This is a genomic window from Luteitalea sp. (assembly GCF_044337415.1).
Taxonomy (GTDB): Bacteria; Acidobacteriota; Vicinamibacteria; order Vicinamibacterales; family Vicinamibacteraceae; genus Luteitalea.
The window spans coordinates 1-15,298 of the sequence record NZ_JBIINP010000035.1 but is presented as its reverse complement, the minus strand read 5'-3'; the positions used below and the strand labels follow the sequence as shown (position 1 = coordinate 15,298).

Here is a 15,298-nt window from a genome sequence, read left to right as displayed (position 1 = left end):
GGCTGGATCGACTCACCGCGTTGGACGGACATGTGTCGGACGATTCCCGGGCGGGCCTTCTCCGGCACCCACACGCGCTTCCGCGGCAGGCCACCACGAGGCGAACGGAACAAGCCGCGGCGATCGGGGTTCTAATGCGTCATGCAGACACGCGCCTGGTTCCTCGCCGCCGGCCTTGCCTCGTGGGCCGTGGCCCCGCTGCTGTCGCAGTCGCCTGCCGGACCGTCCCCGGCCAGCCAGGGCGCCGCTGCGCCACAGCCGCGCGCGGCGGCCGCACCTCCGGCGGCGCCTGCCCAGGACACCGGCAAGCTGCCCGTGCGGCGCGTCGTCCTCTACAAGAGCGGCGTCGGCTACTTCGAGCACGTCGGCCGCGTGCGCGGCGACCAGGTGGTGTCGATCGACCTCACCAGCGGCCAGCTCGACGACGTGCTGAAGTCGCTCACGACGACGGATCTCGGAGACGGGAAGGTGACCGGCATCACCTTCAACTCGATGGCCCCGCTCGAGCAGCGCCTGCGTACCCTCGGGTTGCCGCTCGGCGCGACGACCTCGCCGACCGACCTCCTGCACGCGTTGCGCGGGTCGCGCGTGGAGGTGCAGGGGCCAGGTGCGCCGGTCACGGGACGCGTGCTGAGCGTGCAGGAACGCGAGCGCACGACCGGCGAGAAGACCGAGTCCGTCCTCGAACTCTCGATCGTCACCGACGCGGGCGTGCTGCGGACGTTCGCGCTCGGGCCCGGCGTGGGCGTGCGGCTCGCTGAGAACGACACGCGCGGCGAACTCTCGCAGTACCTCGACCTCGTCGGATCGGCGCGCGCGCAGGACGTGCGTCGGCTGCGCATCGCGACCTCGGGTACCGGCGCGCGCGACCTGTTCGTGAGCTACGTGAGCGAGGTGCCGGTGTGGAAGTCGTCGTACCGGCTCGTGATCCCGACGGCTGCGGGGAAGACGCCCTTCCTGCAGGGGTGGGCGATTGTCGACAACACGCTCGGCGAGGACTGGACCGACGTCGAGCTGTCGCTCGTCGCGGGGGCGCCGCAGTCGTTCATCCAGCAGATCTCGCAGCCGCTGTACACGCGTCGTCCGGTGGTGCCGCTGCCGAGCACGGCGATGCTGACGCCGCAGACGCACGACGGGGCGATGAGCGCCGAGAAGAGCGGCGCAGCGCCCGAGGCTGCCGATGCCGCGCCCGGTGGTGGCATGCCGAGTGCGCCGCCTCCCCCGCCTGCCCCGGCCCCCGCCGCCCAGGTGGTCCGGGCCACGCGCATGACCGCCAACGAGATCGAGGAGCGCCTCACGCGTACGCCGGCGGCGGCGCAGGGCGCCGACCTCGGCGACCTGTTCGAGTACAAGCTCACCGAGCCGATCACCGTGCGGCGCAATCAGTCGGCGCTCGTGCCGATCGTGCAGGCCCCGGTCACGGTGGAGCGCGTGTCGCTGTGGACAGCCAGCTCGGGTTCGCCGCGCCCGCTACGCGCCGCGTGGATCACCAACGACACTGGGCTCACGCTCGACGGCGGCAGCGTGTCGCTCGTCGAGGGCGGGGCGTTCGCGGGTGAAGGCCTCCTCGAGGCCATCCAGCCGAAGGAACGCCGCCTCGTCTCGTATGCCGTCGATCTCGCTGCGCGCGTCACGGCGAACTTCGAGGGAGGGCCGCGCCGCGTCAGCCGGGTGCGCATCACCCGCGGCGCGTTCATCCAGACCGTGCAGGAGCGTGGCACCACCACCTACACGCTCCGCAACGAGGACGCGTCAGCGAGAACGTTCGTGATCGAGCACCCGAAGCGCGACGGCTTCACGCTCGCGCCGGGCACGCCCGCGCCCGCCGAGACCGGCACGGCGCAGTACCGGTTCCGGGCCGTGGTGCCGCAGGGCGGCACGCAGACGCTGAAGGTCGACGAGGTACGCGAGGTCGAGACGCGCGTCGCTGTCACCAACATCACCAGCGACCAGGTGGCCCTGATCCTCCGCGGCCGGAACGTCGACGTCGCCGCCGAGCCGCAGCTGAAGGCCGTGATGGCGCAGAGCGCCGAGGTCGCGCGCCTGCAGGTGGCCGTGCGCGAGCGGCAGGCCGAGGTCGAGCGGATCGAGAAGGATCAGGCCCGCGTGCGCGAGAACCTGCAGGCGCTGAAGTCGAGCGCCGAGGAGCGCCAGTTGGTGGCCCGCTATGCCTCGCAGCTGAGCGCCCAGGAGGACCGCCTGGCCCTGCTGCGCAAGGAGATCGAGGACCTGGAAGTGCAGCGCGGCAAGGCCCAGGAGGAACTCGTGCGCCTGGCCAACGGCATCACGCTCGACGTCGCGATGCCGTAGACCGGGTACCGGGTACGGGGTACCGGGTACGGAGGGGCCAGTAGCCTGAAGCGAGTGGCCGGTTATAGAATCATAAGTCGCATGACGACCCTGACACTCGGGCGTGACCCCTCCGTTCCCCTCGCGAACAACCCGCACCTTCTCCGCTGGATCGAGAAGATGCGCCACCTCACCAACCCGGCGGCCGTGCACTGGGTCGATGGCTCGCAGGAGGAGTACGACGCCCTCTGCGCCCAGATGGTCGAGACCGGCACCCTCACGAAGCTGAACGAGGACCTCTGGCCGGGCTGCTACTACGCCCGCTCCGATTCGTCCGACGTGGCGCGCGTCGAGCAGCGCACCTTCGTGTGTTCCCTCTCGAAGGACGCCGCGGGCCCGACCAACAACTGGGTGAACCCGTTCGAGATGCGCAAGACGTTGCGCGGCCTGTTCAAGGGCTGCATGACGGGGCGCACGATGTACGTGCTGGCCTACAGCATGGGCGAGGTCGGCTCGCCGATGTCGCAGATCGGCGTGCAGCTCACCGATTCCCCCTACGTCGTCGCCAGCATGCGCATCATGGCCCGCATCGGGCTGCCGGTGCTCGAGGAGATCGACCGCGACACCAAGCGCGTCGTCCCCTGCATGCACAGCGTCGGCATGCCGCTGCAGCCGGGCCAGCAGGACGTGCCCTGGCCCTGCAACGATCAGAAGTACATCGTCCACTTCCCCGAGACGCGCGAGATCTGGTCGTACGGCTCCGGGTACGGCGGCAACGCGCTGCTCGGCAAGAAGTGCTTCGGCCTGCGCATCGCCTCGGCCATGGCGCGAGACGAAGGCTGGATGGCCGAGCACATGCTCATCCTCGGCGTCGAGGACCCGCACGGCGAGAAGACGTACGTCGCGGCCGCCTTCCCGAGCGCCTGCGGCAAGACCAACCTCGCGATGCTCGTGCCGCCCAAGGCCATGAAGGGCTGGACGGTGTCGACCATCGGCGACGACATCGCCTGGCTCAAGCCCGATGCCAACGGGCGCCTGCGGGCAATCAACCCCGAGGCCGGCATGTTCGGCGTCGCGCCGGGCACGTCGATGAAGACGAACCCGAACGCGATGGCCACCATCGCGAGCAACACGATCTTCACCAACGTCGCGCTCACGCCCGAGGGCGGCGTCTGGTGGGAAGGCATGACGCCGGCCCCGCCCGACGAGTGCCTCGACTGGCGCGGGCAGCGCTGGACGCCGGAGATCGCCCACGAGACGGGCGCCACGGCTGCGCACCCGAACGCGCGCTTCACGGCGCCGATCAGCCAGTGCCCGATCATCGATCCGGGGTTCAACGACCCGCTCGGCGTGCCGATCAGCGCCATCATCTTCGGCGGCCGTCGCGCGACCACGATGCCGCTGGTGTACCAGTCGTTCAACTGGACGTCCGGCGTCTACATGGGCGCGACCATGGGGTCTGAGACGACGGCCGCCGCGGCCGGCGCGGTGGGCAAGGTGCGCCGTGATCCGATGGCGATGCTGCCCTTCTGCGGCTACCACATGGCCGACTACTTCCGGCACTGGATCGCCATGCAGCGGACGCTGGTCGAGACGCCCAAGATCTTCCACGTGAACTGGTTCCGGAAGGACGACGAGGGCAAGTTCCTGTGGCCGGGCTTCAGCGACAACATGCGCGTGCTGCGCTGGATAGTCGACCGCGTCCGCGGCCGCGTCCCGACGCGCGAGTCGGCGCTCGGCTGGATGCCGCGCTACCAGGATCTCGACTGGCGCGGACTCGACTTCGCCGAGTCGGAGTTCGAGAAGCTGCAGGCCGTGGATGCCGCGCAGTGGCGCAAGGAGGTCATGGAGCACGAGGAGCTCTTCCTCCAGCTCCACTCGCACCTGCCCAAGGAAATGATCTACGAGCGCGAGCTCCTGATCTGCCGGCTCTGACGTGAATGCCCCGGGACGGGACGCACATTCCTGCCTGTCCCGGGCCACGCTTCAGCTAGCATCACAGGCGATGGCACGGCTGCCACGCTTGCTCGTCGTCCTCCTGCTCGCGCTCGGCGCCGGCACCGCCTGCACGCCCCCGCTGCAGGCCGACGACCTCGTCACGGAGAAGGCCTTCTTCGAGGACACCGCCGGTCGTCTCTCGTTCGAGGAGGCCCGTCAGCAGGCGTACCAGCCGTACTCGGCCTTCCTGAATGCCGGCTACGGCTCCTCGGTGTTCTGGATTCGCCTGACGGTGCGCGCCGTGCCGGCGGCCGTCGATCAACCTGATCGACCAGGGGCCGGCTGGGCGGTGATCCGGATGCGTCCGGTGTACGTCGACCACATCGAGCTGTTCGATCCGGCCGACACGTCCGGCCGCCCGCGCGCCACCGGCGACCGCACGGACTGGCTCGACGCCGAACATCGCTCCCTGACGCACACCTTCACCATTCCCATCGGGCCGGTGCCTCGCCAGGTCTGGCTGCGGATGCAGACCACCAGTTCACGTCAGCTGCACGTGCAGGTGCTGCCCTGGCGCGAGGCCACCAACGCCGACCGCGAGGACGAGCTGACGTCGGCCCTGCTGGTGATGCTGCTGGTGGCGCTCGCCCTCGTGGGCCTGGTCGCGGCGGTGGCCACCTCCACCACCACGGACTACGCGTTCGCGGCGATGCAGGCCGCCAACCTGCCGTACGCGCTCTACGTCCTCGGGTACGCGCGCCCGCTGCTCGCGCCCTACGTGCCGCCCGTGCTGATGGACCAGGGCTTCAACGTCGCGGTCTTCATCGCCGTCCACCTGGCCTGCTGGTTCTACTACTTCTTCGTCAAGGAGCATCGCCCGTCACGACTGGGCGCGTGGCTCGTGACCGTGCCGCTGTTCATCCTGCCGACCCTGCTCCTGGTGACCCTTGCCGGGCGCCTCGACATCGCGCTCAAGCTGAACGCCTACACGATCCTGGTCCTGCCGTGCACGACCCTGGCCGCGGCACTGACGTGCCGGGCGTGGGACCGGGACTCGCGCGTGCGCCCGTCGGTGCCACGCGGGTTGTACGTGGGCGCGGCGTTCGTCGGGGCGGCGGGCTCGACGCTGTGGTTCCTCACGCAGTACGGCTGGATCAAGAGCACCTACTTCATGCTGTACGGCATGATCTGGTTCACCGCGCTCATCGGCGTGGTGATGCTCACGGTGTTGCTCGTGCGCACGCGACGGGTGTCGCGGATGCGGGCCGAAGCGATGCTGCGAGCGCAGATCGCCGAGAGCCAGGCGCTGCAGGCGCAGCAGCAGCAGGAGGAGCACTCGCAGCTGCTGTCGATGCTGACGCACGAGGTGAAGACGGGCCTGTCGGTGATCCGGATGGTGCTGGGCGCCCCCGGCGCCTCCCCCGAGTTGCGGCAGCTCGCCGATCAGTCGATCGACAGCATCGGCCGCGTCCTCGACAGGTGCGGTGACGTCCAGCGGACGGACTCGCCGGAGTCCCTCCCCGTCGCCAGACAGGCCCTCCGGCCGCTGCTCGAGTCCGTGCGGACCGACGGCCTGGCGCCGGGACGCGTCGTGGTGTCGGTGGAAGACGACCTGGAGACGCTGGAGACCGATGCCGTCACGCTGCGGCGCCTGCTGAGCCTGCTGGTCGAGAACGCCCTGATGCACGGCGCGCAGGACGCGCCCGTCGATCTCAGCGCCGCCGTCGATCGACGCCAGAGCGACGGCCTGCTGATCTGGACGTCGAACCTGCCGGGCGTCGCTGGCTGGCCCGATCCGGGACAGGTCTTCCAGAAGTACTATCGCAGCCCGGGCGCACGCCGACTCACCGGCTCGGGACTGGGCCTCCACCTTGCCTCGACCCTGGCCGCGCAGCTGGGCGGGCACCTGCGCTACGCCCCGACCCCCACGCACATCCGGTTCGTCCTGTGGCTGCCGCGCTGAACATCGTCGTCGTCGAGGACCATGACGTCCTGCGCGAGGTGACGGTCACCACGCTGCGCAGCGCCGGCCATCATGTCACCGGCCTCACCTGCGCCGAGGAGATCGACGACGAGGGCGGCAAGGGCCCGATCGACGTGCTCGTGGTCGACCTCAACCTCCCCAGCGAGGATGGCCTGAGCCTGGCACGCCGCTTCCGGGCCGCGCAGCCGCTGGCCGGCATCGTGATGACCACCGCGCGCACCGAGATTCACGAGCGGGTCGAAGGCTACGCCAGCGGCGCCGACATCTACCTCTCGAAGCCGGTGCACCCGGGCGAACTGCTGGCGGCCGTCGAAGCCCTCGGACGCCGCGTCGAGGCGGCCTGCGTGGTCCAGGGCGGCGATGCCAGCCAGGTGCTGACGCTGCACACGGATCGGCTGCGGCTCGAGGGGCCGCAGGCGGTCACGACCATCACGGCCAGCGAGTCGACGCTGCTGGCGGCCCTGGCTCGCGCGCCCGGCCACCAGTTGGAGACGTGGCAGCTGCTCGAGGTGCTCGGCGAGGATCCGGACGAGTACGCCAAGGCGGCCTTCGAGGTGCGGATGGGCCGCCTGCGCAAGAAGCTCGTGGCCGTCGGCGCCACGCCGACCTGCCTGCGCGCGGTGCGTGGCATCGGCTACCAGCTCTGCGATCCGCTGCAGGTCGTGTAGGGACAGGAGCTGGGGGCTGGGGGCTGGGGGCTCGACAGCTCGGTGCAGAGACTCGGGGCTGGGGCTCGGCGCTGGGGGCTGGGGGCTCGACAGCTCGGTGCAGAGACTTGGGGCTGGGGCTCGGCGCTGGGGGCTCGCAAGCTCGACACAACGGCTGGCCGGCATCAAGGTAGGGCCGGGTGTCCCACCCGGCCGTCATCCACAGCGGCGCCGTGGCTTGCACCGCGCCCTCCCCTGGCGCCAATGACGTAGCCGTCGGACTTGTCCGACGGTCTCCAGCGCCTAGCCCCGAGCCCCGCCTGCCGGGCCCACCCGCAGCGTCTCCACATCCTCGAACAACGGCAGGTCGTCTCGCAGCGTCGCCAGACGCTTGAACAGGGCGGCGAGGTCCCGGCGCTCCCGCAGCGCGAGCGCGAGCCGCGCCGGGTTGGCGGGGTTGGCCCTCCAGGCGCGATGGTCGTCGGGGATCGCCTCGAGGTGGCCGTACACCGCCAGCACGACCGCGGCCGATTTGGCGCCCCACCCAGGAATCCCGGGATACCCATCGGCGCTATCGCCCACCAACGCCAGGTAGTCGGGCATCGACCGCGGCGGCACGCCGAACTTCGCCGTGACGCCGGCCTCGTCGAGCGTGACGCGCGTGCGCCGATGCTCCTGGACCACACGGTCACCCCGCACGCACTGCGCGAGGTCCTTGTCGGGTGAACAGATGTGTACCTGCGTCACGCGCCGGTCGGCGGCCGCCAGTCGCGCCGCCGAGGCCAGCGCGTCGTCGGCCTCCTCGGTGACCATCGGCCACACCACGTAGCCGGCGGCTCGCAAGGCATCCTCGAGCAGCGGGAACTGCGCCCAGAGGTCCGGCGGGATGCCCTCGCCCGTCTTGTACCCAGGCCACAGGTCGTTGCGGAAGGACTCGATGACGTGATCGGTGGCCACGCCGACGTGCGTCGCGCCCTGTCGCACGAGTCCCCGCACCGACGCCATCACCCCGCGCACCGCCGCCACCTCGCGCCCGGCATCGTCACGCTGCGAAGGCATCGCGTGGTAGTGCCGGAACAGCTCGTACGTGCCGTCGATGAGGTGGATGTGCATTCAGGGATCGGGTACCGGGTACCGGGTACCGGGTGCTGGGTGCTGGGTGCTGGGTGCTGGGTGCTGGGTGCTGGGTGCTGGAGGCGAGGGGCTGGAGGCCCTCGCCAATGAGTCTCAGATGTCGAATCTCGAATTGCCAGCGTCTGCTCAGGGGCGTGTCGGATCGAAGTGGCGCTTGAGGTGGCGGCCGTAGGCGGCGTAGCCCTGCTGCCGCTGCGGGGCGGCGGCGGCGAAGGCGGTGACCCGCTGCAGGTAACGCGTCTCGAACATGAAGGCCAACGTCGACTCGAGCTTGTGCGGCCGCAGCTCGACGGTGCTCGCGTGCTCGAAGGCATCGACGTCGGGACCGTGCGGCAGCATCGTGTTGTGCAGCGAGATGCCGCCCGGCACGAAGCCCTGGGGCTTGGCGTCGTACTGCCCGAACACGAGGCCCATGAACTCGCTCATCACGTTCATGTGGTACCAGGGCGGACGGAACGTGTGCTCGGCGACCATCCACCGCTCGGGGAAGATCACGAAGTCCACGTTGGCCGTGCCCGGCGTCTCCGACGGCGACGTGAGCACGGTGTAGATCGAGGGGTCGGCGTGGTCGAAGAGGATCGGGCCGACCGGCGAGAAGCGGCGCAGGTCGTACTTGTACGGCGCGTAGTTGCCGTGCCACGCCACCACGTCGAGTGGAGACCGATCGATGTCGGTGACCCACAACGCACCGCCCCACTTCACGAACAGGCGTGAGGCCGCCTCACGATCCTCGTACGCCGCCACGGGCGTCAGGAAGTCGCGCGGGTTGGCCAGGCAGTTGGCGCCGATCGGCCCACGCTCGGGCAGCGTGAACGCGCCGCCGTAGTTCTCGCACAGGTACCCGCGCGCCGGGCCGTCGGGCAGTTCGACGCGCAGCTTCACGCCGCGAGGAATCACGGCGATCTCGCCGGGCGCGATGTCGATGATGCCGAACTCGGTCCACAACCGCAGCGCGCCAGACTGCGGCACGAACAGCAGTTCCCCGTCGGCATCGTAGAAGTACTCGTCCTGCATGGAGCGCGTCAGCAGGTAGACGTGCGCGCCCATGCCGGCCTGCGTGGCCGCATCGCCAGACGTGGTGATCGTGTGCACGCCCTCCAGGAACGACACCGGCGCGTCCGGCAACGGGAACGGATCCCACCGCAGGGGCCCCGGCGGCACGTCGACCTCGGGGGCCGGCGCCGTGCGCCAGCGACCGAGGTCGGCAGGCCTGAACATGCCCCAGTGCGCCACCGTGGGGGCGATGCGATACAACCAGGACCGCTCGTTGCTCGCGCGCGGCGCCGTGAACGGAGATCCGGACAGTTGCTCGGCGTAGAGCCCGTACGCGCACCGCTGCGGCGAGTTCCTCCCGACAGGCAGCGCGCCTGGCAAGGCTTCGGTCTCGAAGCCATTGCCGAAGCCGGATTGGTAGGCCACGCCGGGGTGGGTGTCGGCGGACGTGGGTCGAGCGTCGCTCATGGGAGGCATCCTCGGGTACCGCCTCAGGTAACCACAGGTGAACGGTCAGCGCCAACCACGGGCGGGCGCTGGGCGCTGGGGGCTGGGGGCTGGAGGACGCAAGCGGGCACTCCTGCCTCCCCGCTCCTTCCGCATTCCCACTTCCCCCTTCTTCCTTCCGAGCCCCAAGCCCCGAGCCCCGAGCCGCGAACCTGCCCTGAGCTGTGCCTTCGTCATTCGGCATCGCAGCATCGCAGCATTCGCTAAGATCCGTCCGTGCCTGCGCTCTTTGCTCCGCTGCGCCTTCGCGACGTCGAACTCCCCAACCGCATCGGCGTGTCGCCCATGTGCCAGTACTCGGCCGTGGACGGCCTGGCCAACGACTGGCACCTCGTCAACCTCGGCAGCTTCGCGGTGGGCGGCGCCGGCCTGGTCATTGCCGAGGCGACGGCCGTGCAGGCCAATGGCCGGATCAGCCCGCAGGACCTCGGCCTCTGGCACGACGGCCAGATTGAGCCGTTAGCACGCATCGCGCGGTTCGTGGCGTCGCAGGGCGCCGTCCCGGGCATCCAGTTGGCGCATGCCGGGCGCAAGGCCAGCACCCGCAGGCCGTGGGACGGCGGCGGCACCGTTACCGAGGACGAGGGTGGCTGGACCGACGTCGTGGGCCCCAGCGCAGTCCCCTTCTCGGACACCTATCCGCACCCGCACGCGCTCACCACGGACGGCATCGCGGCGGTGGTGGCGGCGTTTGCCGACGCCGCGCGGCGGGCGCACGCCGCCGGCTTCCGCGTGATCGAGATCCACGGCGCTCACGGCTACCTGCTGCACTCGTTCCTGTCGCCGCTCAGCAACCATCGCGACGATGCGTATGGTGGGGGCTTCGAGCACCGGATCCGGCTGGCGCTCGAGGTGACCCGTGCGGTGCGCGGCGCGGTGCCCGAAGTCATGCCAGTGCTCATGCGGGTGTCGGCAACCGACTGGGCGGAGGCTGGGTGGGATATCGAGGAGTGCGTGGACCTGGCGCGGCGGCTGCGCGCCGAGGGCGTGGACCTCATCGACTGCTCGTCGGGCGGCAACGTCGTCCACCAGCGGATTCCGGTCGCGCCCGGCTACCAGGTGCCGTTTGCCGCGCGCATCCGGGCCGAGGCCGGCATCCCCACGGCCGCGGTCGGGCTGATCACATCGCCCACGCAGGCCGAGCAGATCCTCGCCGACGAGGCTGCCGACATGGTCGTGCTCGCCCGCGAGTTCCTGAGAAACCCGCGCTGGGCCCAGACGGCCGCGCAGGCCCTGGGCCACGCGCTGCCGTGGCCCCCGCAGTACCTCCGCGCGGCTCCACCAGGGACACCGGCACGAGGGTGAGCCCTGAGTCGCGGTCGTCATGAGGCCTGCCCCACGACGACCGCCTTCTACCTTCTGCCTTCTGCCTTCTGCCTTCTGCCTTCTGCCTTCTGCCTTCTGCCTTCTGCCTTCTACATGAGAAATGAAGCATGAGGCATGAGGCATGAGGAATGCCCCTACCGCCTCGTGTACGCAAACACCGTCTGCGTCGGCTTGCCGTCGCGGACGCGGTCCAGCACGATGTTCAGCGCGTCCTTCGACGGCTTCGAGAACGTGATCCGCAGCGCGTTCGGGCCCGTGCTCTCGAACACCGCCATCTCGCCCTGCACCTTCACGAGCGTGTGCTCGGCGGCCTCGCCTTGCGCCTCGCGGCTCGCCAGTCCCGGCCCCGGGGCGAAGTGCTTGATGCGCAGCTTCAGCGTCCCGTCCTGCTCCTCGATGGCGAGGATCTCGTACAGGCCGGGCTTGGTGCCCCCGGCGAGGTTGCGGTAGGCCGCCACCATCGACGGCCCGACGGGCGTCATCCAGTGCTGCTCGATGAGGTTCTCGCCGAGCTTGCCGTACCACTGGCCGGCGATGAATGCCACCTGCTGGATGGTGGCCTGCGCCGGTGGCGCCGTGCCGATGGCGTCCTGGGCAGAAGCGGAGGGAACGGCCAGCATCGTGGCGAGCACGGCCGGCAGGGCGACGCGGAGGAAGGTACGGATGCGCATGTGGCCGCCATGGTACAGCGGCCACACGCGCGGGGCACCAGGGAGGGCCCGAGGGCGGGGTTCAAGACTCGCCGATGTGCGCCTCCGGCGCGCGGCGAGTTCGGCGTGCGGTGTTGCCCTACCGCGGATAGCCGACGGGCCGTGCCGAGCGTACGCGCCCGGGCAGGCCCAGCGAGCGCAGGTTGCCGATGTCGACGTTGACCGTCGTGCAGCGGCCGCGGAAGTCGGCGCTCTCGCACAGTTCCCAGTTGCCGCCCTCCACCCGTACGCTCTGTGCGTACTCCATGTTCACGTAGTTGGACGGGTTGGCCACCACGTACGAGCGTCCCGTGAAGTTCATCCCCTCGAACAGGATGATCCGGCCATAGCCCCCGCCCGGGGGACGCGGCCCCGGCCCCGGGGGCGGGTAGTAGCCACCGCCGCCACTGCCGCCGCTCCCACCCCAGCCGCCACCGCCACCACCGCGCAGCGGACGCGCCGACGAGACCTTGCGGCGCAGGCCGATCATGTTGAGGTCCGTGATGTCGGAATTGACGACGCGGCACCGGTCGAACTCGATGTTGTCGCAGACCTCCCACTCCTCGCCACGAGGCACGCGAAGGCTCTCGGCCAGGTCGTTGAAGTCGAGTTCACGCAGATCGCGCGTCGGCCCGCCGAGCACGCGGCTCTGGCCGCCGAAGTTGCGGCCCGAGTAGAGCACCAGCCCCCGGTCGCTCCCGCCACCGCCGCCCCAGCCGCCGCCACCGCCGCCATTACCGCGCACGCGGCGCATCGACGAGATCATCCGGCCCCAGCCCCGCTGCCGCAGGTCGTACTCCACGCCGTAGAACACCTGGCAGCGGCCGCCGTAGAACGCGTGCTCGCAGACCTCCCAGGCCTCGCCGTTGGCGATCTGCAGGCTGACGATCCGGTCGTTCATGCCGGAGTCGCGCAGGTCCGGCACATCCTGGCGGAAATTGGCGTTGCGACCGCGGAAGTCGCGATCCTCGTAGACGGTGATGCCGACGACGCCGCCCATGCCCCGCTCCTGGGGTTGGGCCTCGACGGGAAGAAGGGGGCCCACCAGGGCCAGCGCAGCCGCGACGAAGAAGACTCGGGTCAAGGACACCTCCAGACGTGTCGTGCCATATGGTCGCCCGGCGCGCCCCCGACCGACTCCTGACCGACGATAGGGGTCCGACCTTGGACTAGCGTCGAGCGTACCCTGTCCGGGAGGTTTCGGGTACGATGGTCAGTGGCGCACCGATTCCGGTGACTGCCATGGCGGTGCGTCCCGCGACCGGGGCCGCCGCGAGTCTTCTTCCCAAAGGATTGCTCTCGATGACCCGTCACTTTCTGTGCGCCGCGGTGTGCACCGTTGCGCTGACGCTGTCCCCCGCGCTCGCCCTCGCCCAGGCGACCAAGGCCGCCCCGAAGGCGGCCCCGAAGGCCGCGGCCGGCGCCGTGAAGACGTTCAACCTGACCGGCTCGGACAACATGCGCTTCACGCCGGCGGTCATCCGCGTCAAGGCGGGCGACAAGGTCAAGGTCAACCTGAAGGCCGTGAGCGCCATGCCGAAGATGGCGATGGCCCACAACTTCGTGCTCCTGAAGGCCGGCGTCGATGCCGCCGCTGTGGCCAACGCGGGCTCGACGGCGCGCGACACGAACTACGTCTCGCCCAAGTCGAAGGCCCAGGTCATCGCGGCCAGCGGCATGGCGGGCGGCGGCGAGACCGTCACCGTCGAGTTCACGGCCCCGGCGGCCGGCAAGTACACGTTCATCTGCACGTTCCCGGCGCACTTCCAGGGCGGCATGGTGGGCCAGCTGATCGTCGAGTAGCTCGACACTCGGCTTCATCAGGACAACGGGCGCCATCCGCACACGCGGGTGGCGCCCGTTGCTGTTTGCCCCGGGGGCTGGGGGCTGGGGGCTGGGACGACGCGGACATCTTCCACAAGCCCCGAGCCCCGAGCGCCTGCTTCCTGTCAACCCATCCCCAACGCCGCCTTGTACGCGTCCGAGAAGACCGTGGGGTCGCTCGTGATGCCCAGGCGGTACTGCATCGACTCGGCGATGGTGGCCGCGCGTGTGCGGGCCTGGTCGGCCATCGGTCCCTCGAAGCGCGTCGCGATCGTCTCGTCCCACAACCGGAACCAGCGCTGGAAGTGCGCCGGCTGCAGCGTCGCCGCCTGGTGCAGCGGGAAGTGCGCCGCGATCGGGTGCCCGGCGTAGACCGGCCGCTGGAAGAGAATCTGCTCCCAGAAGTTGCCGATCGTCGGCAGGTGGTGGTCGAGATCCAGATGGGCCACCTCCGTGAAGAGGTAGCCGATGACCTCGTCGACCATCGCCCGCGAGTAGAACTCACGCAGGAGCAGGTCGATGTCCGCGCGCGTCGTCAGGTCGGCCACGCAGGACAGTGTGGCAGGTCTCACGCCTCGGGGCTCGGCGCTTGGGGCTCGGGCCGACGCTGCGATCTTCGGGGCGCGCATGTCGCCGCCGCTGTTCAGCGTGCTTTCTGAGCCTTGAGCCCTGAGCCTTCAGCGTGCTTTCTGAGCCTTGAGCCCTGAGCCTTCAGCGTGCTCTCTGAGCCCTGAGCCTTGAGTCCTGAGCCTTTTCTGAGCCCTGAGCCCTGAGCCGTTCTTACGCTTCCGCCTCGTCGAGCAACGGACTCGACGCGTCGATGGCCAGGAACAGCAGCGCCGACAGCAGGAGCGCGCCGCTGAAGAGCATCAGCGGCACGTCGTAGCGGCCACCGAACGCGTCCACGAGCGCGCCGAACGCGATCGACGACAGGAACGAGCCGATCTGCCCGGCCGAGTTCATCGCCCCGGTCACGGCGCCCGCATGCCGCTTGCCGACGTCCACGCACACGGCCCACGACACCGGCAGCATGCAGTCCATGCTGAAGTACCCCATCGTCAGCAGCGCCACGGCGAGCAGGCGGTTGTCGACGACGGCCGTGCCGAAGAGGCAGAGGGCGGAGGCCGCGAGCCCGGCGGCGGCGACGAAGCGGCGTCCGTTGCGCAGGCCGACGCGGCGCACCAGCACGTCGCTCAGCGAGCCACCGGTCAGGTTGCCGACCGCGCCCGCCACGAACGGCAGCATCGCGTAGATCTTCATCTCGTCGGCGGTGAAGCCACGCCCCAGCCGGAGGTACGTCGGCATCCACGACACGTAGAAATACGAGCCCCAGCAGTACGCGTGGTACATGAGCAGGATGATCCAGAAGTTGCGATTCCTGACCACCTGCGCCCACGGCAGCGCGAGGTGCGCGCGCCGGCTCGACGACTCGCCGATGTGCGCCAGTTCCTCGGCCGTCACGCCCGGCATCTCGCTCGGGTAGTCGCGGTACCACCAGTACCAGGCGCCGGCCCACACCACGCCGATCAGGCCGAACAGGTAGAACGCGGCACGCCAGCCCCACGCCTGCACGATGGGCACCACGAGCAGCGGCGTGAGCGCACCGCCGACGCGGCTGGCCATCCACACCGTGCCGTGCGCACGCGCGCGCTCGGCCAGCGGGAACCAGCGCGAGATGGCCGAGGAGGCGTTCGGGTAGGCGCCGGCTTCGCCCATGCCGAAGGCGAAGCGTGTGGCGAGCAGCACGTAGTAGTTCGAGACCAGCCCCGTCGCACTCGTGAAGGCCGACCACCACAGCACGATGCGCGTGAGCACCTTGCGCGGCCCGATGCGGTCGCCGAGCGCGCCCGAGGGAATCTCGAAGAGGGCGTACGACAGCGCGAAGATCCCGACGACCCAGCCCCACTGCGACGGCGACAGACCGAGATCCTTCTGCATCTCGGGACCTGCGACCGCGATGCACACGC

At 70.0% G+C, this 15,298-nt stretch carries 12 protein-coding genes; 6 read left to right on the top strand and 6 right to left on the bottom strand.

Features of this window, described 5'->3' with window-relative positions; genetic code table 11:
* Positions 1-141 precede the first annotated feature (141 nt).
* From ACIRDX_RS08350 to ACIRDX_RS08335, 4 genes are all read left to right on the top strand, one after another.
* On the top strand, positions 142-2,310 hold the full coding sequence (locus ACIRDX_RS08350) for a hypothetical protein (RefSeq protein WP_396624956.1): 2,169 nt from the start codon (positions 142-144) through the stop codon (positions 2,308-2,310).
* A gap of 81 nt (positions 2,311-2,391) precedes the next feature.
* Positions 2,392-4,224, top strand: a complete 1,833-nt coding sequence (locus ACIRDX_RS08345; protein ID WP_396624955.1) for a phosphoenolpyruvate carboxykinase (GTP) — start codon at positions 2,392-2,394, stop codon at positions 4,222-4,224.
* Positions 4,225-4,294: 70 nt separating this feature from the next.
* Positions 4,295-6,190: a 7TM-DISM domain-containing protein gene (locus tag ACIRDX_RS08340; RefSeq protein ID WP_396624954.1), complete on the top strand. Its 1,896-nt coding sequence runs from the start codon at positions 4,295-4,297 to the stop codon at positions 6,188-6,190.
* Positions 6,175-6,879 (top strand): response regulator transcription factor, encoded by a 705-nt coding sequence (locus ACIRDX_RS08335; protein WP_396624953.1) that lies wholly within the window; start codon positions 6,175-6,177, stop codon positions 6,877-6,879. Before ACIRDX_RS08340 ends, ACIRDX_RS08335 begins: the two co-directional genes overlap by 16 nt.
* Positions 6,880-7,161: 282 nt before the next feature.
* Here ACIRDX_RS08335 and ACIRDX_RS08330 read toward each other — a convergent pair whose 3' ends face one another.
* Together ACIRDX_RS08330 and hmgA are read right to left on the bottom strand one after the other, a co-directional pair.
* The gene (locus ACIRDX_RS08330) at positions 7,162-7,971 is read right to left on the bottom strand and encodes a 5'-3' exonuclease H3TH domain-containing protein (protein WP_396624952.1); all 810 of its coding nucleotides are present in this window, start codon (positions 7,969-7,971) and stop codon (positions 7,162-7,164) included.
* 147 nt (positions 7,972-8,118) lie between these two features.
* The gene (gene hmgA / locus ACIRDX_RS08325; RefSeq protein ID WP_396624951.1) at positions 8,119-9,453 is read right to left on the bottom strand and encodes a homogentisate 1,2-dioxygenase; all 1,335 of its coding nucleotides are present in this window, start codon (positions 9,451-9,453) and stop codon (positions 8,119-8,121) included.
* A 255-nt stretch (positions 9,454-9,708) separates the two neighbouring features.
* On the opposite strand from hmgA, the gene ACIRDX_RS08320 reads away from it, so the two are divergent.
* Positions 9,709-10,797 carry an NADH:flavin oxidoreductase/NADH oxidase gene (locus ACIRDX_RS08320; protein WP_396624950.1) on the top strand — a complete coding sequence of 363 codons (1,089 nt, stop codon included), beginning with the start codon at positions 9,709-9,711 and terminating at the stop codon, positions 10,795-10,797.
* Positions 10,798-10,952: 155 nt separating this feature from the next.
* On the opposite strand, the gene ACIRDX_RS08315 is transcribed toward ACIRDX_RS08320, so the two are convergent.
* Positions 10,953-11,489: a DUF6265 family protein gene (locus ACIRDX_RS08315; RefSeq protein WP_396624949.1), complete on the bottom strand. Its 537-nt coding sequence runs from the start codon at positions 11,487-11,489 to the stop codon at positions 10,953-10,955.
* A 118-nt stretch (positions 11,490-11,607) separates the two neighbouring features.
* A complete protein-coding gene (locus ACIRDX_RS08310) occupies positions 11,608-12,591 on the bottom strand; it encodes a beta/gamma crystallin-related protein (protein WP_396624948.1) in 984 nt (327 codons plus the stop codon).
* Positions 12,592-12,809: 218 nt separating this feature from the next.
* On the opposite strand from ACIRDX_RS08310, the gene ACIRDX_RS08305 reads away from it, so the two are divergent.
* Positions 12,810-13,310: a plastocyanin/azurin family copper-binding protein gene (locus ACIRDX_RS08305; RefSeq protein WP_396624947.1), complete on the top strand. Its 501-nt coding sequence runs from the start codon at positions 12,810-12,812 to the stop codon at positions 13,308-13,310.
* Positions 13,311-13,456: 146 nt separating this feature from the next.
* Here ACIRDX_RS08305 and ACIRDX_RS08300 read toward each other — a convergent pair whose 3' ends face one another.
* Positions 13,457-13,879 (bottom strand): group III truncated hemoglobin, encoded by a 423-nt coding sequence (locus ACIRDX_RS08300; protein WP_396624946.1) that lies wholly within the window; start codon positions 13,877-13,879, stop codon positions 13,457-13,459.
* Positions 13,880-14,111: 232 nt separating this feature from the next.
* The coding region (locus ACIRDX_RS08295) for an MFS transporter (RefSeq protein WP_396624945.1) at positions 14,112-15,298 on the bottom strand (1,187 nt) is incomplete at its 5' end.

Coding starts and splice junctions, on each gene's coding strand:
- hmgA (WP_396624951.1), bottom strand. CDS start 9,453: ATGAGCGACGCTCGACCCACGTCCGCCGACACCCACCCCGGCGTGGCC.
- ACIRDX_RS08315 (WP_396624949.1), bottom strand. CDS start 11,489: ATGCGCATCCGTACCTTCCTCCGCGTCGCCCTGCCGGCCGTGCTCGCC.
- ACIRDX_RS08345 (WP_396624955.1), top strand. CDS start 2,392: ATGACGACCCTGACACTCGGGCGTGACCCCTCCGTTCCCCTCGCGAAC.
- ACIRDX_RS08340 (WP_396624954.1), top strand. CDS start 4,295: ATGGCACGGCTGCCACGCTTGCTCGTCGTCCTCCTGCTCGCGCTCGGC.
- ACIRDX_RS08330 (WP_396624952.1), bottom strand. CDS start 7,971: ATGCACATCCACCTCATCGACGGCACGTACGAGCTGTTCCGGCACTAC.
- ACIRDX_RS08305 (WP_396624947.1), top strand. CDS start 12,810: ATGACCCGTCACTTTCTGTGCGCCGCGGTGTGCACCGTTGCGCTGACG.
- ACIRDX_RS08350 (WP_396624956.1), top strand. CDS start 142: ATGCAGACACGCGCCTGGTTCCTCGCCGCCGGCCTTGCCTCGTGGGCC.